This window comes from Hymenobacter lucidus (assembly GCF_020447265.1).
Classification (GTDB): domain Bacteria; phylum Bacteroidota; class Bacteroidia; order Cytophagales; family Hymenobacteraceae; genus Hymenobacter; species Hymenobacter lucidus.
In genome coordinates this window covers 66,482-87,451 of record NZ_JAJADR010000014.1, presented here as the reverse complement: position 1 = coordinate 87,451, position 20,970 = coordinate 66,482, and the positions used below count along the sequence as shown (strand labels likewise).

Annotated in this window: 21 protein-coding genes and 1 pseudogene; 14 read left to right on the top strand and 8 right to left on the bottom strand. The window is 63.0% G+C overall.

Going from position 1 to position 20,970, the window contains the following annotated elements; all coding sequences use genetic code 11:
• Window positions 1-5 precede the first annotated feature (5 nt).
• Genes LGH74_RS24140 through LGH74_RS24110 form a run of 7 tightly spaced genes read right to left on the bottom strand, consistent with a single transcriptional unit; the run spans window position 6 to window position 6,689 of the window.
• Window positions 6-755: a conjugal transfer protein TraK gene (locus LGH74_RS24140; protein ID WP_226180640.1), complete on the bottom strand. Its 750-nt coding sequence runs from the start codon at window positions 753-755 to the stop codon at window positions 6-8.
• 48 nt (window positions 756-803) lie between these two features.
• Window positions 804-1,454 (bottom strand): hypothetical protein, encoded by a 651-nt coding sequence (locus tag LGH74_RS24135; protein WP_226180638.1) that lies wholly within the window; start codon window positions 1,452-1,454, stop codon window positions 804-806.
• A gap of 23 nt (window positions 1,455-1,477) precedes the next feature.
• On the bottom strand, window positions 1,478-2,611 hold the full coding sequence (locus LGH74_RS24130) for a conjugal transfer protein TraG N-terminal domain-containing protein (protein ID WP_226180636.1): 1,134 nt from the start codon (window positions 2,609-2,611) through the stop codon (window positions 1,478-1,480).
• 2 nt (window positions 2,612-2,613) lie between these two features.
• Window positions 2,614-5,229 (bottom strand): TraG/VirB4 family ATPase, encoded by a 2,616-nt coding sequence (locus LGH74_RS24125; protein WP_226180633.1) that lies wholly within the window; start codon window positions 5,227-5,229, stop codon window positions 2,614-2,616.
• Entirely contained in the window at window positions 5,198-5,527 is a 330-nt protein-coding gene (locus LGH74_RS24120; protein WP_226180631.1) for a hypothetical protein, read from the bottom strand. Before LGH74_RS24120 ends, LGH74_RS24125 begins: the two co-directional genes overlap by 32 nt.
• A 6-nt stretch (window positions 5,528-5,533) precedes the next feature.
• Entirely contained in the window at window positions 5,534-5,953 is a 420-nt protein-coding gene (locus LGH74_RS24115; RefSeq protein ID WP_226180629.1) for a hypothetical protein, read from the bottom strand.
• A 58-nt stretch (window positions 5,954-6,011) separates the two neighbouring features.
• A complete protein-coding gene (locus tag LGH74_RS24110) occupies window positions 6,012-6,689 on the bottom strand; it encodes a hypothetical protein (protein ID WP_226180627.1) in 678 nt (225 codons plus the stop codon).
• A 248-nt stretch (window positions 6,690-6,937) separates the two neighbouring features.
• On the opposite strand from LGH74_RS24110, the gene LGH74_RS24105 reads away from it, so the two are divergent.
• From LGH74_RS24105 to LGH74_RS25165, 12 genes and pseudogenes are all read left to right on the top strand, one after another.
• On the top strand, window positions 6,938-7,324 hold the full coding sequence (locus LGH74_RS24105; RefSeq protein ID WP_226180625.1) for a hypothetical protein: 387 nt from the start codon (window positions 6,938-6,940) through the stop codon (window positions 7,322-7,324).
• 82 nt (window positions 7,325-7,406) lie between these two features.
• Window positions 7,407-9,989, top strand: coding sequence for a toprim domain-containing protein (locus LGH74_RS24100; protein WP_226180623.1), 2,583 nt, complete (start codon window positions 7,407-7,409; stop codon window positions 9,987-9,989).
• A gap of 208 nt (window positions 9,990-10,197) precedes the next feature.
• Window positions 10,198-10,608, top strand: a complete 411-nt coding sequence (locus LGH74_RS24095) for a (R)-mandelonitrile lyase (RefSeq protein WP_226180621.1) — start codon at window positions 10,198-10,200, stop codon at window positions 10,606-10,608.
• Window positions 10,609-10,712: 104 nt separating this feature from the next.
• Complete coding sequence (locus LGH74_RS24090; protein WP_226180619.1) at window positions 10,713-11,270, top strand: hypothetical protein; 558 nt, start codon at window positions 10,713-10,715, stop codon at window positions 11,268-11,270.
• 294 nt (window positions 11,271-11,564) lie between these two features.
• The gene (locus LGH74_RS24085) at window positions 11,565-12,722 is read left to right on the top strand and encodes an FAD-dependent monooxygenase (RefSeq protein WP_226180617.1); all 1,158 of its coding nucleotides are present in this window, start codon (window positions 11,565-11,567) and stop codon (window positions 12,720-12,722) included.
• Between the two features lie 342 nt (window positions 12,723-13,064).
• A complete protein-coding gene (locus LGH74_RS24080; RefSeq protein ID WP_226180615.1) occupies window positions 13,065-13,784 on the top strand; it encodes a carboxymuconolactone decarboxylase family protein in 720 nt (239 codons plus the stop codon).
• A 33-nt stretch (window positions 13,785-13,817) separates the two neighbouring features.
• Window positions 13,818-14,669: an aldo/keto reductase gene (locus LGH74_RS24075; RefSeq protein ID WP_226180613.1), complete on the top strand. Its 852-nt coding sequence runs from the start codon at window positions 13,818-13,820 to the stop codon at window positions 14,667-14,669.
• Between the two features lie 319 nt (window positions 14,670-14,988).
• On the top strand, window positions 14,989-15,762 hold the full coding sequence (locus LGH74_RS24070) for an SDR family oxidoreductase (protein ID WP_226180611.1): 774 nt from the start codon (window positions 14,989-14,991) through the stop codon (window positions 15,760-15,762).
• 20 nt (window positions 15,763-15,782) lie between these two features.
• On the top strand, window positions 15,783-16,172 hold the full coding sequence (locus tag LGH74_RS24065) for a DUF2255 family protein (RefSeq protein ID WP_226180609.1): 390 nt from the start codon (window positions 15,783-15,785) through the stop codon (window positions 16,170-16,172).
• A 39-nt stretch (window positions 16,173-16,211) separates the two neighbouring features.
• Window positions 16,212-16,712: a (R)-mandelonitrile lyase gene (locus LGH74_RS24060; protein ID WP_226180607.1), complete on the top strand. Its 501-nt coding sequence runs from the start codon at window positions 16,212-16,214 to the stop codon at window positions 16,710-16,712.
• A gap of 27 nt (window positions 16,713-16,739) precedes the next feature.
• Window positions 16,740-17,111 (top strand): annotated as a pseudogene (locus LGH74_RS24055) (cyclophilin-like fold protein).
• A gap of 123 nt (window positions 17,112-17,234) precedes the next feature.
• The gene (locus LGH74_RS25165) at window positions 17,235-18,182 is read left to right on the top strand and encodes a helix-turn-helix domain-containing protein (RefSeq protein WP_226180604.1); all 948 of its coding nucleotides are present in this window, start codon (window positions 17,235-17,237) and stop codon (window positions 18,180-18,182) included.
• 21 nt (window positions 18,183-18,203) lie between these two features.
• Here the strand turns inward: LGH74_RS25165 and LGH74_RS24045 are convergent, their stop codons facing one another.
• On the bottom strand, window positions 18,204-18,890 hold the full coding sequence (locus tag LGH74_RS24045) for a RibD family protein (protein WP_226180602.1): 687 nt from the start codon (window positions 18,888-18,890) through the stop codon (window positions 18,204-18,206).
• A 439-nt stretch (window positions 18,891-19,329) separates the two neighbouring features.
• Here LGH74_RS24045 and LGH74_RS24040 point away from each other — a divergent pair, with 439 nt between their 5' ends.
• Both LGH74_RS24040 and LGH74_RS24035 read left to right on the top strand, forming a co-directional pair.
• Window positions 19,330-19,977, top strand: a complete 648-nt coding sequence (locus tag LGH74_RS24040) for a (2Fe-2S)-binding protein (RefSeq protein ID WP_226180600.1) — start codon at window positions 19,330-19,332, stop codon at window positions 19,975-19,977.
• 4 nt (window positions 19,978-19,981) lie between these two features.
• Window positions 19,982-20,968 (top strand): FAD binding domain-containing protein, encoded by a 987-nt coding sequence (locus LGH74_RS24035; RefSeq protein ID WP_226180598.1) that lies wholly within the window; start codon window positions 19,982-19,984, stop codon window positions 20,966-20,968.
• The last annotated feature ends 2 nt before the right edge of the window (window positions 20,969-20,970 follow it).

Here is a 20,970-nt window from a genome sequence, read left to right as displayed (position 1 = left end):
AAAGGTTAGTTGGCGGGGGTGGTGGGGGCCGGGGTTGCAGCGGGCGCCGTCGGCGCCGTGGGCGCGCTCGCCGGGGTCAGGCCGCGCTCGGCTTCCTGCAGGCGGCGCTGGCGGTCGGCTTCTTGAGCCTGCAGCAGCTCCTGCTCTTCGCGCGTCAGCTGCGGCGAGTAGGGGATGTAGTCGAAGTTGGTGATGAGCAGCCCGTAGGGGTTGGCATCCGAGCGGTTGGTTTCCACCAGGTTGAACTTGGCCGCCAGCGGCAGGGGCTCTTTCTGCTGACCCCCGATGAAAATGCGCTGCTTGATGTACACCGAGCCCGACCAGGGGCGCTTGCTCATGTCCACGAGCACGCTGTCCACGGTCACGACGTTGCGAGCGGCGTAGCGCTCGTAGTTCTGCAGCACTTGCCCGCGGGTGAAGCCCTCGTAGATGCGCCGGCCGCCCCGCCCTTCAATTAGGGGCAGGGCCGCGTCCAGGTTGGCCTTGTAGGTGTATTGGTCGTGGCCGAACATGGTTTGCATGAACTGGCGCACCAGGTTGCGGGCTTCGTAGGGTGTGTGGGCGTCGTTGCCGGCCGAAAGGGCCGCGACCGAGCCGGTTTGCGAGACGACGTACACGCGCCGGCCGCTGTTTTCGTAGGCCCGGTACACAAGGAAACCCGAGGCCAGGGCCACGAGCAGCAGGGCCAGCACGCTGCCCAGCGCCAGGTTGCGCATGGTGGAAAAGGAGGTACTTAAGTCTTTGGCGGAATCCATTGGTGTGAGTCTGGTTGAGGTAAATGGTGCGTTTTCTTCCCACTGTCCTTACTGGCTGATGGGTAGCAGCACCTTTTTGAAGGAGTCGTCGAAGCCGCCGGCGCGGCCGCGGTACGGGTACACCACCAGGGTGGGCTGGTGCTGCTCATTCTGGCTCAGAAAGGCGTAGAGGGTGCCGCGCACGGTTAGGGGTTTGCGGGGCTCAATGGGCGTGACCGAGTACCGCTCGCGACCGGGCACGTTCAGGTTGAGGCCCCCGACCCGGAAAGAGGCCAGCGTATCCCGCCCGTTGGGCGCGTACAGTGACAGCGAGGCCGGCACCTTCTGCCGGCCGAAGCCCTGCGGTATCCACTGCAGCACGGCCTCGTAGGAAATGCGGTAGCCGGGAGCCTCCTTTTTAGCATCGGCCCGGTCCGGGTCGGACTGCCACAGGGCCGGCAGTCGCAGCTGCATGGGCTCGGCTTTCAGCGCCTTGGCGGAGACGACCTGCAGATAGCCTTCGCGGGGTGTTTGCTCGGCTACGCCAGGCTTAAGGTCCACTGCCGTAAGGGGCAGTGGAGCAGGAAGATTCGTTGCGGGTTGAGTGGCGGCCGACTTTGCTGGAGTAGCGGCTGCTTCCGGCGGCGTGGGGTTGGATTGACAGGCTGCGGTCAGACCCAGCGTAAAGCCCGTGGCGATGAATAAGGGAAGGTTCTTCATGGATAGGGAGTCAGAGGAAGGGGTTATTTGGTCCAGATGCCCGAGGCCCGCTGGCGATAGGATGGGTTGAGCGCTTCCGACATGGTGATGGTGGGCAGGCCTGAGGAAGCCGAGGACGAAGCGGATTCACCGGCTTCACTGCCGCCGGTGCTACCTGCTCCTCCCCCACCCGATGAGCTGTGACCGCCTCCCCCGCCGCGGCTGCCCCCGTTGCCCATCGCCCGGCCCACGGCACTCGACAGGCCCCCGCCGCCGGGCGAGGCCACCCCGGCCACGGCCGTAGCGGCGCCCACGGCCGAGCCGACCATGGAGCCCACGAAGCCCTGCACCGCCGAAGAGCCGATGAACATCGACGTGAGGTAGGGCACCATCACGTAGAGCAGCACGAAGGCCACGGACATGACCATGAACTTCTCATCGTCTACCGACTGCTGTGGGCCGTTGGTCAGGCCACTAAACAAGCCGTTGGGGGCCTGCGCCGTCTCGGCGTAGAACCCGTAAATGGTGTCGAGCAGCACAAACGTGAGGCCCCAGAGCTGCACGGCCAGGAAGTTCTGCAGCCACTTCATGGCCAGCTGGCCGAAGGCCGGAATCACCGACAGCGTCATGGCAATCGGCCCGCACACGTACAGAAAACCCAGAATAAACTGCTGGATAAACTGCATGATGTGGCGGATAATAAGCACCGCCGTCGCCGTAAACAGCCGGGTCAGGATGCCCGAGAGCGTGAACGAGCTTAGCGTCTGGGAAATGCTGGTCATCAGCGAGCTGGCGCCCGCTACGATGTCACCGATGCCCATGGAGTCGTTGCGCGCTGCGGCCGCCACCGATGCCGGCGTGGTCAGGTCGCGAATGGCTTCCGCCGCCGACTTGTCGGTGGAGAACATGGCCGTAAAGGCGGCCAGCCCCGCCCCCAGCGTATCCATCAGCGTCTGGTAGAAGAAAAGCAGGAAGAATATCCAGGTGGCCTTGATAATCGGCCCCCAGTCCATGGCCAGGCCGCTGCCGGAGATAAAGCCGCGCCCGATGGTGTAGAGCAGGGCAATGCCCATCAGGCTCGGTGTGATGAAGCGGCAGGCGGTGAGCACGACCTGCAGGGTCTGGTCGCAGGCCCGCAGAAAGCCCGGGTCGATGCCGTAGGCAATCATCGCGAGCATACTCATTTGGCCAAGGCCCCTTTGCGGGCCTGTTTATCTTCCACAAACTGGTCGACGGCGTAGTCCAGGCGCTGCACCCGCACCGGCTCGTACTCAATCTGCCCTTCCGCATTCAGCAACACGTGGCCATTCTTGTCGGTCCGGGGCCGCTGCTGGGTTTGCTGGTAGAACTTGACCAGCTTGTTGAGGTGGTTGCGCTCCACGGGCTTGGAGGTCAGGATGGCATCGAGCTGCGGGGAAGCCTCCAGGGCGAAGACCTTGCCCTTGGCGCCCTGCTTGATGAAGAACTCCCGCAGCGCTTCGGTCGAGCGTACCGACTTAATCAAGTCCATCTCGTGGCCTGTCAGGCCGAGCGGGGATTGTAGCTGGGCCAGCGAGTCGGGGTTGACGTGGCGCAGGATAATCTTGGTGGCCGAGTTGTTGATGATGGCCGGGCCAATCTTGCTGCTGGTAATCTCGGTGATGCCCTGGGTGATGATGGTCACCGAGCCGTTGGTTTTGCGGATGGTGCGGTACATCGACTCGATGAACTCCGAGAGCACGCCCGAGAGCATCGTCCAGGCCTCGTCCAGGGCGATGTACTTGATGTCGTCGGGAAACTTGCGGAACAAATCCAGGCTCAGCTCGGTGATGAGCATGGCCACCACTGGGTAGAGGTCGGGGTCGGCCTGCACCTTGGCCAGGTCAAAGCAAATGAGCCGGTACTCTGATAAATCTACGTCGCGCTTGGCGTTGAGCACCCGCTCGTAGCGGCCACCGGTGATGTACTGGCCCAGCACCAGGAAGAACTGGTGCATGTCGATGTACTTCAGGTTTTTCTGGTACTGCCGGCGGGCGCCATCCAGCGGGTCCGGCTCGATGCCTTCGCCGGGCTGTGCCACCGGCTTCTGCATTTCCTGGTCGTACTGCTCGACAAAGCGGTAGAAGCTTTCCATGCCGGGAAACTCCTCGTCCTTCTGGTTCAGGCGCGGGCTCTCGTTCAGGCAGGCGTAGTACTCGATGAGAAAGCGCGAGAGAATCGTGCGCTCCGACTTGTCCAAAGCCGTGTCCTTGCCACCCTTCCAGAGCGCGGCGAGCAACGCCAGGTGAAAGTTGGTTTTCTCGTCGTTGTAGAGCCATTTGCCCGCCGCATCGCGCGGCACCACAAAGGGGTTGAACTCAATGGGCCGCTGCGGGTCGTACTCGAAGTAGGTGTTGTCAAAATCCTCGCCGTTGAGCGACTGCAGCACGTTGCGGTAGGTGCCGCCCACGTCCATAATGATTTGCCGGGCGCCTTTCTCGAAGCGCTGCACAATCAGGTTGCCAAACGTGTAGCTCTTGCCCGAGCCCGAGGGGCCGATAACAATGGCGTTCTGGTTGTCCAGGGCTGTGTTGAACAGGTTTACCTGCACCAGGTTGCGGAACCTATCGGTGAGGTACTCCCCCACCGGGTCAGTTTTGTAGGTGGCCGTCCAGTGGGTGTAGCAGGCCCCGCGGTCGGCGGTGCTCGTCAGCCAGCGGTCCGGCACCTGCCAGGCGTTGCCGGGCAGCAAGCCGAAGAACACGGGCAGAGCCAGGTAGCTTTCGACCACGCTCTCGGTGCCGAACATGTAGCGGAAGGCGGCGGTGGCCCGCTCTACGTTCTCGCGCCGGCTGGTATCGTTGGTGTCCCAAAGCACGCAGGAGAGGTGCAGGCCCACAATCTGCTTGTTTTCGGCCCGCACTTCGGCGGTAAACTCCTCGACTTCGGCCGCGCGCAGGTGGTTGTCCTGGGTGGCCAGAAACGAGAGGGAGGCGTTGAGCTTGCGGTCGGTGTCCAGGCTGCTTAACTCAGCGCGGGTATCCTGAATCAGCAGCGCCTGCGTGAGCACGTGCGGGCACTGCAGGATGTGAGTGAGCGGGTAGAGCATCGGCGCCGTGACCCCGTAGGAGTTGCGCACGGCCGGGTAGGCGTCGGAACCCTGCCCCACCATGCTCAGCACGTTCACCTTCTGCTCGCCCACGCTGAAGGTGCCCAGGTCGTTGCCGATTTCGCGCTCCTGCCGGGTGGGCTGCCCGTCGAAGTTGAGGTTGAAGTACTGCAGGTAGAGCTGGTGAATCTCCGCGCTTGGCAGCCGCTCGAAGGTGACGCCGCCCAGGTTCTTGATGCCCTGGATGAATTCCACGGCGCCGCTTTCGGCCGCTTCCAGCGTGTGCACGAGCTGGGCAAAGGGGTTTTTGAGCACAGCCTCGCCGGCGCGGGCCACCAGCGCATTCACCGCGTTGGTCTTGGGCGACTTCACCGCCACTGGCGCAAACGAGAGGAACAGGTAGGACTTCTGGAACAGCACCAGCCGCTCGAAGAAGTGCTTATTCATCTTGTTCTCGAAGTAGGTCTGCTGGGTTTTGTCCTCGCGGTAGGGCCGGTCGTAGTAGATGTCGGTTTTCTGCACGATGGTGCCCACCGGCAGCGGGCGCAGCACGCCCACCAGCGCGGTCTGAAAGGCCTCGTAGTCGTCCGAAGTCCAGCTTTCCATCTCGGCGGGCTCCACGCGGAAGCCCACCGCGACGCGGCCGTCCTTGAAGACCACCTTGTCGCCCTCGAAGCTGTGCACGGGCATCACGGCGTTAAACGCGGCCGTTTTGGGCTTTTTGGTCATGGCGGGAAGGAGTGGGAATGGGCCCCACCGCCAGGCGGCGGGGCTGGATGAAGGTGAAGGAGAGCCAGCCCATCAGAAAGCCGGGCGCCTGCTTCTTGCTCAGGTAGCGCAGGCCCAGAATCAGGCCCAGCTCCACCAGTATGACGAGCAGGTATACCAGGCGGGGAATCTTGACGGCCATGCCCAGAAAGCCGAGCAGCAGCACCGAGCCAATGAAGAGGCCGACCATGATGCCCAGGTCCTGAATGTTCATGCCCAGCACCTGGGCGGGCCGCTCAATGGATTTGTAAGAGCGCATGGCAGCTTAGCGTACGCCTCCGTCCCCGCCGCCCACAGCGCTGACCAAATCGTCCTTGAACAGCTGGAAGCCAAACCACAGAATCACGCCGCCCACGAGCCAGCCCAACGAGCCCAGCGCATCCGGGGCGCCCTGCACGAACTTCATTACCACGCGAATCAGGCCCACGATGAGCACGATGGCGAAAATGACCTGCACGATGCCCACGACGGTTTCCTGCACGCCTTCGAGCGCGGCCGCGGCGCCCCCGCCGCCGAGCTGGGCGCGGGCCGGGCTGGTGGCCAGGGCCAGGGTAGTCAGAAGCGCCGCCACGCGCTGCTCGGCTTTGGAAGGCTGGTAGGTCTGGCCGGCGGCAGCCAGCGTGTGCAGATTTTCAGTGGCCGTTGCGGCGTGGGTACGGGCCCGGGAAAGAAAATGGGTTAGCATAGAAAAGGGTAATAGGTGGAAACAGGGTGCTTATCTCCCCGAAAAGCAGGTGTGGCATCTAGGAGGGTTTGGCCGTGGGAATGGGGCTGTCGGCGCCGGGAAACAGGCCGCTCAGCGCCGCCCGCTGGGCGGCGGCATCCGCGCTCATCCGGGCGCGCCGCTGCTGGCGCAGGGCGATTTCGGCGGCGCGGTTGGCTTGGTCGTTGGCCGTCGGGGCCGGCGCGGTGAGGAGGTTATGAAAAAGGGCTTCGGCGGGCTCCTCATCAGCTTCCACCGCTGGCTCGGGCGCTGAGGCAGCAGGCACCACTGCCTCTTCCTGCACATCCAGGAGCGATGCCAGGGCGCCGGCCGCATGGCGAATGGAGGCCAGGCGGGGCGTATCTTCTGCCGGCGTTTCCAGGTCGGCTTCGCCCAGGTCCGTAGTTGATTTGGCGTTATCTGCGGAAATCGTCGCTTCCTCTTCCTCGGCAGAATGCGCAGGCTCCGGGGCGACAAGGTCTTCCTGTGGGAGCAGCCGGGCCAAGGCCTCACCCCCTTTAGCGGAAGTGGCTGCTTGCTCGGCCGCTTGGGTAGCCGCGGCGGTCTTGTAGTGAAAGGTGCGCAGGGAATGATGGTTTCGGGTGGCCAGCACGGCAACCGGGACGGCCGGTTTGCCGGAGCCCTTGAAGCGCCACCACAGCAGCGCCGCCAGCGCGGCCAGGGCCAGTACCACCAGGATGAGTATTCCGAAACGCATACCGGCCCCTTACGGTATGAAGCGCGTCAGTGTTAGTAAAAAGTTAGTGAAAACTTAAAAAATACTTGACCGTATGAAGCGCCTACCAGTGAAGAAGCAGCCCGCCATATTCGGCGTGGGTGTGACGGGGTGGTAGAAGATTTGAGTTTTTCCTCGATGGCGTTGCGGCTTGTAAGCCCGATATGCGTCCTTTGGGGTATCGCTCCGATACTTCACCCCCACTGCCCCAGCAGTGTGCCCTTCTTCGCATGGTACCATCCGACCACGTTTCCGCCCCGTTGGGGTTTCCTGACCTTAGCCTGTCCGCGCCCTACTCTGAGTGCCTGCGCTACGTACAGTTTCGCCTGAAAGCCCTGCCCCAAGGTGATTTAACCGCTTTTTGTGCCCAGCATGGCCTGACCTATACCAACGTCGTCAACCTGAAGAACGGCAAGCTCAAGCGCGACGAGCCGCGCCTCGTGCAAAAGGTGCTGCGCGCCCTGGGCGTGGCCACGGAAATCGTGCGCATCGACATCGGCAGCGGCGCCAACCAGTACGTGTTTGGCAGCAGCGAGCTACTAACACAATTCCGCGAGCAGTTGGCCTTCTTCGACGCCACCGCACAGCGCGCCGGCAGCCCGCCGCCGACTACTTAACCCCGGATAGCTTTCCTGCCGGGCCCCGTCTGGGTGCTGGGAGGAGTCGGAGCTGTCCGGCTCCACTCCCCCAGCCCACCCCATGAACGCACCCCGGGAAAACGACCCCACCGAGCTCGACCGCTTCAAGCGCGACATTGACCTGGTTGACTACGCCCAGCGCCAGGGCTACACCATCAAAAAGGAAAGCCGCCGCGGCGACTGGCATCATCTGGTCAAAGACGACGAGCACGTCATCGTCACCCGCAAGGGCGACCATCAGGTGTACTTGAACACCGGCGACGACCGCGACGCGGGCTCCATCATCGACTTTGCCAAAACCCGGGGCGGCGACGGCCACGGCCTCAACCTGGGCCAGGTGCGCCAGCAGCTGCGCGAGTACCTCGACGGCGCGCCAGCCCCGGCCCGGCAGTACGCCACCCCGCCCGACACCGCGCGGCTGAGCAGCCTCCCAGTGGGCGACTCGGAGCAGGCCCGGCAGGCCGAGGAAGAGCGCCGAACGCGCCTGATTTCCGAAGTGCTGGGCGTCAAAAAAGAGCTCACTGACCGGAGCTACCTGCACGGACGCGGCATCACGGACGAAACGCTAGACAGCCCGGCCTTTCAGGGCCGCATCTTCACCGCGCAGCAGAACGAGCACAAGAACACGGCCTTTCCGCTCTACAACGAGCACGGGTTGGCCAGCGTGGAGCAGAAGAACGAGCACTACAAAAGCCTGCTGCCGCTGCCTAAAAATGGCATCTGGGTGTCCCACCCCACCGACGGCAAGGACACGCCGGTGGAGCGCGTGGTAGTAAGCGAGTCGGCCATCGACTCGCTCTCCCACTTCCAGCTCAAGCACGGGCAGGAAGCGAAGAATACGCTCTACATTGCCACCAGCGGCACGCCCACCGAGGCGCAGATTGCCCTGATTCAGCGGGTCATCGACAAGCAGGCCCCGCAGGAGGTAGTGCTGGCCAACGACCGCGACGCCGGCGGCCGGCAGTTCAACATCAACTACCTCAACGAGCTGCAGCCGGCCCGGCCCCTGGTGCCTGTGGCCGAGCAGGAAGCCTACCGCGAGGCCTCCCGGCCCGTGGAGTGGCACGCCACCAGCGATAAGTACCACACCAGCCTGAAGGTGACCTTTCACCACGACTCGGCCGAGCAGGGCGCCGGCCAGGTGCAGCAGCTGCGCGAGCGGGTGGAGCACATCAACAATACCCAGCAGGACGGTCCCTCGCTGGCGGTGGAAGTGCAGCGCAGCACCGAGCAGGCCACCATTGTGCGCCTGACCGTGGCCCGCGCCGACACGGCCCAACTGGAAGTAGTAGCCCAGGAGCTGTACCGGCAGCGCGAGCAGCTGCGCACTGAGGCCGAGCGACAGCAGGAAAGCTTTCTGCGGGTGGACTACCCGCTGGCCAAAGACTTTAACAAGGAACTGGAGTACACTAATCAGGGGCTGAGCGCCGAGCAAATCCGGGACGCCGCCCAACGCGAGGAGCAGCAGCGCGAATCCGAGCGCCAGCAGCGGCTGGCCGAGACTCAACGCCAGGAACGGGAACAGCGGGCTTTGGACCGCCAGGCCCAGCGGGAGAGGGAGCGGGAGAACAGCCCGGAAGCCCAGCAGGAACGTGAACGGGATGACAAACGCTTCAATCAGGCTGTGCTGGGAGCCGCTGGTGCCGAGGTGGAACAACGACCCGCCCGCTCCTACCGCAGCGAGCAGGAAGCGGCGGAGCACACCGCGCAGTTCGTGCACGCCAGGGATGCCGGCCTGGTGCTGCTGAAAGAGTACATCCACGATAATCCCGCGCCGGCGGGCCGCAAGGTCGATGAAGCCGAGCGGGAAGAGTTGCGCGACCGGGCCCGTTACGAGCAGTCCGCCTCCGCCGTGAGTCTGCCCACTGCTTCACCAGTCGAAATGAAAACAGCCACATGGAAGGTGGATGAGCTGGAGGCCAACACCACCGGCCGGGCGGAGGCCTGGAAAGCCATTCTGGATAATTCCGGCTACTCCATGCAGACCAGCGAGGTGCGCAGCACGGTAGATGAGCAGGGCATCCGGCGGGCAGAATTTGACATGAGTTACCGCAACGACCGGCCGGATATTGCCATCATTCACGCCATTGTGACCAATACTAATGCCCGAGCCGCGGCCGGTAACCCACAGTATACCGGAGTGCGTGTCGTTGAGCACGAAGAAGACCGTGCCGCCCGGCAATTGGCCGCCGAAGCCGCACCCATCCAGCCCCATAACCGGGACCGGAGTCTGGACGTGGCGGCTAAGCCGGAAGCGGTGGTCGGTGCGGCTCGACAGGAGGTGGTCAGCCCCGACACGCCGGGCAGCGAGAAGCAGCTAATTATTCGGGTGGACGAGCCGGCTCTGACCACGGGCGTGCGAGGCCAGGCCGAGGCTGTGCAGGCGGCTGTAGCAGCCAGCGGGGCCAAAGCTGGCGAGGTGCAAAGCACCACCGACGAGCACGGCATCCGACACTCGCAGATGAAGGTGTCGTACCGCACCGACCAGTCTGAAATAACGCAGATAAGTCAGACGCTTGATGCCGTGGGTGAGCAGCAGGGCAGTCAGCTGATTGAGCACAGCAGCGACCGGGCGGAGCGGCAGGAGGCGGCTCGGGGCCGGGAAGTCTACATGGCAGACCGCAGTTCGGAAATCACCCGATAATCACTTTCGCCAGCTCCCGCAGCGGTGGGCAGGCAAGGGGCTTCCGGGCGGCGTTCGTTTGAACCAGCAGTCAGGGAAGCAGTTTGCCTGCTTGTTTGATATTCGTAAGAACTCCTTTGAAAACCTTACTTATACAGGGGCTTGCTTGTCAGACCTTTGTACAGCCAGCTCCCGCGCATCGCAGTGGAGTCTGAGCTAACTGACGATTATGAGCAAGCCCACCAACCACCACAGCACGCCCGCCGGCACGAAGCGCGGCCCGGCCGAATACTTTACCGGTACGGCCTGGGTCACCATGCTGGCCGGCGAGAACCTGACCGACTGCACCGTCGGCGACGTAACCTTTGAGCCGGGCGCCCGCAACAACTGGCACTCGCACCCGGCCGGGCAGATTCTGGTTGTCACCGCGGGTTGGGGCTACTACCAGGAAAAGGGTCAGCCCGCCCAACTACTGCGCGCCGGCGACGCCGTGAGCATCGCGCCCGGCGTGGTGCATTGGCACGGGGCCACGGCCGAAAGCATCTTCACTCATCTGGCCATCAATCCCAGTGCCAGCCAGGGCGTGGCTGACTGGCTGCAGCCCGTCACGGACGAAGAATACCGGGCGGCCCAAGGGTAAGTGGCTATACTTCAGACATACTGCATTCGAAGTGCCCGGAGAGTTGAGAGTTGCTCCGCGAGCTGCTCATCCACTACGAACACTTCACCGAGCCGCTTACCTATATGAGAGGGTTCAAGGTTTACGCCATTGATACCGCCACCGGGCCGGTTCAGCCCAGTGGCCGACGCGACCTGTACACGATTTACCTGCTTACCGGCCCGCGCCACCTAGACTGCGCCGACCAGAAAATGGTCCAGACCAGCACGCGTTTGTGGTTTGGGGCTCCCCAGGGAATAGGTACCCTGGAAACAGCCGCCGCTCGCCAAACCGGCTACTGCTGCCTGTTCACCGAAGCCTTCGTCAGCGAGTGCGAGGATGCGCAGCACCCGCAGGAGGTGCCGCGGGCGCTGCTTGACTACAAAGGGACGTATTCTTTCCCCCTGCCCGAGGAACAGGCGGCGTACCTCACTCTCCTGTTTGAAAGAATGCTCCTCGAGCAGCAGACCACGTATGCCTTTAAGCAGGAGTTGGTCCGCAGCTACCTGCAGCTCGTGTTGCACGAGGCCGTGCGCCTGCAGCAGCCGGTCCCTAACCGCTACTTCCGGTATTACTTCCGGCGGCAGGGTATGACGAGTGGTCTTAGTACAAGCTGGCGGTGCCGACCGCGCCGCAAGCTTTAATCCGAGAGCTGGCCTAAGCAGCGCCGGCCATTCACGGAAGGTGAACACGTTGGCGCAGCCTACGGCACCTAATCGAACCAGAGCCTTTTTTAATAACCCCTGATTGCCCGCAGGGTCAGTCAGCTGGTAAACCTGCGGCCTGTCTTTACGGGCTGACTCCTGTGACCTGCCTCCCGCAAGCCTAATGCTGGCTGGCAAACCGTCACGCCGGCAACCAGTCGCCCTGCAGACGAACTGCCCCGATTGAAAATCAACTCAAACTTGGGAATGGCAGAATGCACAAAACCTACATCTATGGAAACGAGCCCACCACTCGATATCGCCCGGGAGCAGTTGCTCAACCCGCCGGTTGACTTACTGAAGCCATCTCCGCAAGGCTCCGCCATCGTCGTCGGCGCTTCGCTCGCCGGTCTGATGACCAGCTTGGCCCTGGCGCGGGCGGGAGTGCGGGTAACCTTGCTGGAGCGGGCGGGTCCCAGTCCCCGCAGTGGCGCCGTGCTGCAGGTAGACAGCGGCGAGCTCGACCGCACCGTCACGGCCATTGCCCTGCGCGTACTGGCTTCCGGCGGCGTGCGGTCGGCCGAGGCGTGGTCCTCTGTGCACGACCGCCTGAGCGTCGAAGCCAGCGCCACCCCAAACCTGGAAGTCCGCTACAATACGCGCGTGCAGTCCGTTCAGCAGAATGACGAGGTGGCCTGGGTGGTGACCGAGCAGGGGGAGTCCCTCCCCGCCGACTTAGTCGTTGGCGCAGATGGCCACCGCAGCACGGTACGCCGGCTGGTTGCTCCTCACAAGCCGGACGCCACGTTTGCGGGCTACTTGATTTGGGTCGCCATCGTCGAGGAGCGGGATATCCCCGCCCAGCATCGCTACGGGCAGCGTGCCCCGGCCGTTTCCATGCCCGACGGCATTGGCGATTTCCTGCTCGGCGCCGTCACGGCCGGCAGCACGGGCTCGCACGCCGTTGGCCAGCGCCGGCTGGGCTGGGCCTGGTACGACAACACCCGCAACGACTTGCTGCGGAAACTGGGTTGTGTCACTGGCAACGTGGTGCGCCATTCACTTATCGGCGCGGACATTCCCGAGCAGACCTTACAGGAACTTACCCGGCAGGCGGCCCAGCGCTGGCCCCAACCCTGGCTGGCCGCCACCCAATACAGCATCCAAACCCGCAATCTTACCGGCATCCCCATCAGCGAGTACGTGCCCGACCGCTTGGTCAACGGCCGGATTGCCCTCGTCGGGGATGCGGGCCACGTGACGACTCCCATTACGGCCGCTGGATTCAATGCCGCCTTGCAGGATGCGGCCACCCTGGCCGAGTGCGTAGAAGAGCGCCGGCAAGGTTCGGATATCGTCCAGGCGCTGCTCGACTACGAGTCCCGCCGGCTGCCGGCGGCACAACAGCAGGTGCGAGGGGGCCAAAACTTCAGCCGCTCCTTTGGTCGGTAGACTTAGCAATGCACTTGAACGTGACGAACAGGAAGCCGAGGGCGGCGCTCCCCAGCGGCTTTATGCTTAATGCTTTGCGCGGGGGATGAGCCTTGAGGCATTCCATTCACATAGCATCCTTTGAAATGTGTACTAACTGCTTTGATTGTCATTACTACCCTGGCAGGATGCTGACGGAACTTTGTGTAGTCCTAAAGGCCGAACAGAAGCTGGTGAATCGCACCGGGTCTGCTTAAGGCGAGGTAACTGCTGAGCCGGGCGCACGCAACTGCTAGCACGCGTTCCCGGACGCTGGGTGCTAGCAACCGAGTTGCCCGCTTGGCCTTGATTTCCTTCTGGTTTATGAAACGCACTCTTCATCTCGCCGCGGCTTTCGCCCTGCTACTGCTTTCCATCATGAACACTACTGCCCAACCAACTGCAATGCTTGCCCGACAACAAGCCCTGGTCACTATTGCGGCCTACACCGCCACGGGCAACCAGGCCCGCCTGCACGAGGCGCTAACCCAGGGCCTGAAGGCCGGGATGACCGTAAATGAGGAGAAAGAAGTGCTGGTGCATCTCTACGCCTACTGCGGCTTTCCGCGCAGCCTGAGCGGCATCAACACCCTGATGCAGCTGCTGGAAGAGCGCAAGGCCCAGGGCATTGAGGACGTGATGGGCAAGGCCGCCTCGCCCATTACCAGCACCGCGCCGAAGTACGAGCGGGGCAAGCAAAACCTGGAAAAACTCACCGGCAAGCCCGAAATCGGCCCCAAAACCGGGGCCAACGCCTTCAGCCCGGAAAGCGACGTATTTCTGAAAGAGCACCTGTTTGCCGACCTCTTTGAGCGCGACGTGCTCACGTTTCAGGAGCGGGAGCTGGCCACCATTGCGGCTCTGGTGAGCTTGGGTAGCGTGGAGCCGATGCTGCAGTTCCATCTCGGGGCAGGGCTGCATGTTGGCCTGACGGAGGCGCAGTTGCGGCAGCTCATCGGGCTTTGCGAGGCGGCGGTGAGCAAGCAACAGGTCGAGGCCGCCCACGCCGTGCTGACCAGAGTCGTGGCAGCATCGGCCAAGTAAATTTCACTTTCTCACTACAAATCAACACGAGTTATGCAGACGACTGTTTTGAACAATGGGGTGGAAATGCCCCTCTTAGGATTTGGCGTATTCCAGGTGCCGGATGCGGTGGAATGTGAGCAAAGCGTAGCCGAAGCGCTGCGGGTTGGCTACCGGCTGATTGATACCGCGGCGGCCTACGGCAACGAGGAAGCGGTGGGACAAGCTATTAAAACAAGCGGCGTGCCGCGCGAGGAGCTCTTTATCACCACCAAGCTTTGGATTCAGGATGCTGGGTACGACAGCACTAAGCGAGCCTTCGAGAAGTCGCTGCGCAAGCTCGAACTCGACTACCTGGACTTGTATCTGATTCACCAGCCCTTTGGCGACGTATACGGGGCGTGGCGAGCCATGGAAGAATTGTATCAGGAGGGCCGCATCAAGTCCATCGGGGTCAGTAACTTCCAGCCCGACCGCCTCATGGACCTGATGGTGCACCACCAGGTAGTGCCGGCCGTCAACCAGATTGAAACCCACCCTTTCCAGCAGCAGGTAGAAACGCAGCAGTTCCTGGCGGAAAACAAAGTCCAAATAGAATCCTGGGGGCCCTTTGCAGAAGGCAAGAACGACATCTTTACCAACGAACTGCTGCGAGGCATCGGGCGCAAGTACGAGAAAAGTGTGGCCCAGGTCATCCTACGTTGGCTTACGCAACGCGGGGTCGTGGCCATTCCGAAGTCGGTGCGGCCGGAGCGCATTGCCGAGAACTTCAACGTGTTCGACTTCGAGCTCAGCGCCGAGGATATGCAGGCCATTGCCACGCTCGACACCAAGCAAAGCCTCTTTCTAGACCATCGCGACCCGGCCACTGTGAAGTGGCTGGGAGAGGCCAAGTTCGACATCTAAGTGAGCAGCTTCCCGTGCGCACCAGCGGCTCGCCACCCTCTTCGCCCGGGGTGCTGGTAGCCGTGAGTTCCGGGCTGTGTTATGGGCTGTCGTTGCGTTTCGTCTCGCAGCCTGGCCCGGCTAGGGGCCCAGCTCGCGGGCAAAGTCATGTCATGGGGCGGGACCGCGCTTAATGCGGCTTATGCCGTGGGCGCGCTGGTCGGCACGACGCTGTATCGTCACTACGGCTCGGTACAAGCCGGCCACTAAAGCGGCGTCGGGTGTAGCCTTGCAAGGCAACCCAAGACCGCGCATTTTTCTATCACAACCTCACTTTCTTATGGAAACGAAACAACAAGGAATCTTCGCCGGCAAAGCAGCTTTCATCACCGGGGCTGGCACCGGCATCGGCCGCGCCACGGCGCTGGCCTTCGCCCGCGAGGGCGCCCAGGTTGCCGTGGTCGGTATTACTGCAACGGACAACCAGGAAACGGTACGTCTGATTGAGCAGCAAGGGGGCCGGGCCGTGGCCGCCACCTGCGACGTGACCCGCCCGGAGGACGTGCAAGCTGCCCTGGCCAAGACCATTGATGCTTTCGGGCGCTTGGACTACGCCTTCAACAATGCCGGCGTGGAGCAACAGGCCGCGCTGCCCGCCGAGCTGGACGAGGACGAGTGGGACCGGATTCACGACATCAACCTGCGCGGCATGTATCTGTGCCTCAAGCACGAAATTCCGCTCATTCTGCAGCAGGGCGGGGGCGCCATTGTGAATACCTCGTCGGGTGCTGGCGTAGTGGGCATCCCCAAGAACATGGCCTACACGGCCGCTAAGCACGGGGTTATCGGCTTAACCCGCTCGGCAGCCCTCGATTACGCCCCTCAAAACCTGCGCATCAACGCCGTGTGCCCCGGCTACATTGACACGCCCATGATGGACCGCTTTACCGGCGGCACCGATGCAGGCCGCGCGGAAGTAGTGGCCCAGGAGCCGATTGGACGCATGGGCACGCCCGAAGAAGTAGCCAACGCCGTTATCTGGCTCTGCTCCGATGCGTCTTCCTTCGTGGTCGGCCATGCCCTAGTAGTAGACGGTGGCCAAACCATTCAGTAGATACAGCGCTCCACAACTCCATGAACACGCCCACCCACCAGTTGTCCTCAGAAGAGGTGCGGGTCATCGTCGACGCCGATGACCTGCATATTTCTCCCCTACGGGCCGATGGCGTCACCTACGGCACGCCGACCTGGATTTGGTCGGTGCGGGTAGACGATGCCCTTTACGTGCGCGCCTACCATGGGCAGTCCTCTCGTTGGTACCAAGCAGCAGTGCTGCATAAAACCGGTCGGATTCATGCCGCTGGCCTAACCAAGGAAGTCGTCTTCGAGCCCATCAGTGGGCCGCTTAACGACCGGATTGATGCCGCGTACCGAGCCAAATACGCGAGCAGTCCCTACCTGGGTGCCATGATAAGTAGCCGCGCCCAGGCGGCCACCATCCGCCTAGCGCCTCTGGAGTCTTAACGCGGTGTAACTTATTTCCTAACTTCTTTTTTCCGCATTTTGAAACGCATCTCGCTTGTTCTGGCTTCGGTAGCCGTTGGCCTCAGCCTACTTACCCACGCCCAAACGGCCCCCAAAGTGCCGGCCACTGCCAACGCGGCCGTAGCATCAGGCCCCATCTTTCCAAAGGGGGAGCGGGCCCCGACCGCCACGTTTACTGGGGTCGTGTATGTGCACACGCTGGTGAAAAACGATGATACGTTCAACTGCGCAAGCAGCAACGTCACGTTTACGCCCGGCGCCCGCTCGCACTGGCACACGCACGCCGCGGGTCAGATATTAATGGTGACCGACGGCCTAGGTTACTACCAGGAAAAGGGCCAGCCCATCCGGCTCCTGCGCCATGGCGACGTGGTACAGGCCCAGCCGGGCGTGGAGCACTGGCACGGGGCCTCGCCCAAACAGGGCATGACGCACATCTCGCTCAACGTCAATACCGAGAAAGGCATTGTGGACTGGGGCCGGGCCGTGACCGACCAGGAATACAACAGCTTCAAGTAAGGCCCTAGCCAACCTCATCCATACCGGATGCCAATCGCCACACTGCCGAAATTGCGCCTCACCGTGGGCACGCAGGTGCTATCGGCCACGCTGTACGACAACGCGACTACCCGCGACTTGCTGGCGCTGCTGCCGCTCACGCTCACCTAGCAGGACTACGCCGCCACCGAGAAAGTCAGCGACCTGCCCGGCCGGCTCTCCACGCTGGGCGCCCCCGCCGGGCACGAGCCCGCGGTGGGCGACCTGACTTACTACGCCCCGTGGGGCAACCTGGCCCTGTTTTACGGCGCCTTCCGGTATTCCGCCGGCCTCATCGCGCTGGGAAAACTGGATGCCGGCCTGGAGGCCTTCCGCACCGCCGGCCCGGTTACCGCGACACTGGAGGTGCTGCCGCAGTAGCAACTCTCGTTGCTGCACTATCCGGGCCTTAGCTGCTACCTGCAGGCAAGCGGGAAGCCGCCGATTTCCAATTTTCAACGTCTTCCCGCCATGGCTGAAACCAACCCCAAACATCCTGCGTCTGTGAAAGATACTCAGGAGCGCCGCATGTTAGCCAAAGCGCTCAGTAACCCCATGACCGAAGCCCGCCCCGTTTCCCCGCCTTCCCCTTACCACATCGGCGAAGATGTAGAGGTACTCACCATGTTCGAAGCCCGCTGCGGCATGGGCAACTTCAACCGCCGCGACATGTTCAAGGTGGTGCTGGTGCTGGAAGGAGAAAACGAGCTGCACTACGCCACCCGCAGCTTCCGCATCGACCGGCCCGCGCTGGTGTTCACCAACCGCCTGATTCCCTACGCCTGGGAGGTGCACGAGGGCTTCAACGAGCAGCAGGGCTACCTCAGCTGCTTCTCCGAGTCGTTTCTGCACTCGGCCATGCGCGGCGTCAGTCTGAAGGACACCGTGCTCTACAAGGTGGAAGGCAACCCCGTGTACTACCTCACCGACGAGCAGGCCCGCTACTTCACCGACGCCTTCACCCGCATGCGGCGCGACCTGGAGTCAGGCTACGCCCACAAGGACGATTTGCTGCGCAACCAGCTCTCCATCATCATCCACGAAGCGGCCCTGCTGGAGCCGGCTACGCCCCAGCACGCGCCCATCAACGCCGCCGAGCGCATCACCTCCCTGTTTCTGAACCTGCTGGAGGTGCAGTTTCCCATCACGGCCCAGCTGCGCGAGCCCGTGCTCAAATCCGCCAGCGACTACGCCGACCGCATGGCCATCCACGTGAACCACCTCAACGCCATGGTGAAGGAAGTCACGGGCAAGTCCACTACCGCCCACATCAACGAGCGGCTCGTGACGGAGGCCCAGCTGCTGCTGGCCCACACCAGCTGGGGCGTGGGCGAAATCGCCTACAGCCTGGGCTTTGGCTACCCCACCTACTTCAACAATTTCTTCAAGAAGCATACCGGCACCACGCCGCTCACCTACCGCCGCGCGCACGTGCCGGCGGCAACGGCCTAAGCAGAGTAGCGGGTCAATAATTTACCGTGGATTGCAAACGTCGTAACGCAGCCACACCAGGCCGCCGGCCAACTGCTCCACCTGCCGCAGCTCGAGTGCGAAGGGCGGGCCCGGCTGCTCACCCTGCTCAAACACGGCGGCAGACGAGCCGGCCCCGTCAACGACGGGGTACTGAAGCAAGCTCACTTCGTCTAACAGCCCGGCCTTAAGCAATGAGCCGTTGAGGTGGCCGCCGCCTTCCAGCAGCACGGTTCGGATGGGAAACAAGCGCCCCAGCTTGTCGAGCACCACGCGGAAGCTCAGCTCGCCAGCCCCGCCGAAAAGGTACGATACGCCCTGCCGGCGCAGGTAAGCTAGGTACTCGTCGCTGACTTGCTCGCTGAGCACGGCAATGATGTGGTCTTCGTCGATATAGCCCGACTCCCAGCCCAACTTGCCGCCGGCATCCACGGCCACGGCGAAGGAAGCAGCCTTGGCGTCGGCCACAAAATCCTGGCGGTCGGGCACGGTGTCACCGGGGCGAATGGCCGGCGCCAACCCTTTGGTGAAGTCCTGCTCCATCGTCACGCGGCCGCAGAGCCAGGCTTGCGCGTCGAAGTGGGCGGCGGTGGTTTCGTAGGCGCTGGTATCGGGCTGCTCGCCCCAGCGACGGGTGATGATGCGGCCGTCGAGGGAGGCCATCATGTGGCAGATGACGTGCGGTTTCATGCTGAATAAAGACAGGTAAGCCGTTCGCAGCGGCCCCGGGGCCGCTTAACCAGTTCATACGCCAAAGCAGCCCCGCCTGGTTAGCCAGTCACTCCGACTCGTTGCATACAAGCCCTTTTGTGCTGCTTGTGGGAGCCCCCGGCGAGCCCGCTAAGTTCAACGCTGGAAATGCCCGACCTGGGCGGCCGAACGGCTCTGCTTGCCACCGAAACGGAGAGAGCTGGTCAGCATTCTTTGAAAAGTGTACTTATCCATTTGAAACCTGTACAAATCAGCTTGTAAGGGGCCGGTACCTTTACCAATAGCCCCCGTACAACCCTCATAATCTTACGCTTGCCACTAGTAGTGGAATTACTACCGTCAGGCAAGTAGCCCCTGTGCGGCCTTGGCGTGATTCGTTTTGGAGCGAGTTCTTCCTGTCACATAGTCCCCATCTCCCATGTCTGATTCATTTCCTGACGCCCAACCGGAAGCGTCGCGGCCGGTTGATGGTTCGCGCCGCACGTTCATGCAGCAAGCCGGGGGCATCCTGGGCTTTGCCCTGGCCTCGCCCATTGCCAGCCAGGCCGAGACCCTGGCCGAAAAGCTGGCGCCGGTCAACCCGGTCGTAACGGGGTCCAGTCCCTTGCAGCTGCGCATCAATGGCCAGGTCAGGAACCTGACCCTGGAGCCCCGCGTGAGTCTGCTCGACGCCCTGCGCGAGTACCTCGACCTGACCGGCACCAAGAAGGGTTGTGACCACGGCCAGTGCGGGGCCTGCACCGTGCACGTCGATGGCCAGCGCACACTCTCTTGCCTGACCCTGGCCGTGATGGCGAAGGGCAAGGAGATTACCACCATTGAGGGCTTGGCCCAGGGCGATGCGCTCCACCCCATGCAGGAGGCCTTCCTCAAGCACGACGGCTTCCAATGTGGCTACTGCACGCCCGGTCAAATTATGTCGGGCGTAGCGTGCGTGAAAGAAGGCCATGCCACCACCGACGGCCAGACCCGCGAGTGGATGAGCGGCAACCTGTGCCGCTGCGGCGCCTACCCCAACATCCTGGCCGCCGTGCGTGAGGTGGCGGCACAACAAGGTAAAGGCTAAGCCCATGAATGATTTCAGCTATACCCAGGCGGCCACAGCCAAAGAGGCCACTGGCCGCCTCAAAGACCAGCCCCAGGCCGCCTACATTGCCGGCGGCACCACCCTACTGGATTTAATGAAGGCTGGCCTCGCGGAGCCCCCGCTGCTGGTCGACATCACCCGGCTGCCTTTCAAGGGCATCGAGCAGACCAAGAACGGGCTGCGCATCGGGGCATTGGAGAACATGAACGCCGTGGGCGAGCACCCGCTGGTGGTGCAGCAGTACCCGGCCGTATCGCAGTCACTGCTATTGGCAGCCTCGCCGCAGCTGCGGAACATGGCCAGCATTGGGGGCAACATCCTGCAGCGCACCCGCTGCGGCTACTTCCGCGACGCGGCCTTTCCCTGCAACAAGCGCGTGCCCGGCTCGGGCTGCCCCGCCCTCACCGGCGACAACCACAACCTGGCCATCCTAGGCGTCAGCGACGCCTGCATTGCCAACGCCTACCCCGGCGACCTGAGCGTGGCCTTGGCCGCCTTCGATGCCGTACTGACGCTGGAGAATGCCAAAGGCAAGGAGCGCCAGGTGCCGGTCACCGAGTTTTATCTGCTGCCGGGCACCACGCCCCAAAAAGAAAACGTGCTGGAAGCCGGCGAGCTGATTGTGGCGGTGACCATTCCGACGGCTGCCCACGCCCAGCGCTCCACCTACCTGAAGGTGCGCGAGCGGGCTTCCTACGCCTACGCGCTGGCCTCGGCGGCGGTGGGGCTCGACGTCCAGGGCGGCACCATCCGCTCGGCCCGGGTGGCCCTGGGCGGGGTAGGCGCCCAGCCCTGGCGTTCCCGCGAAGCCGAGCAGGTACTGACCGGGGCCCCGGCTACGGAGGCCACGTTTAAAGCGGCGGCCACCGCGGCGTTGCAAGGGGCCAGGCCCCGCGAGCACAACGCCTACAAGGTGGAGCTGGCGCAGAATACGCTCGTGCGCGCCTTGCAGCAGGTGGCCGGCGCCTAGCG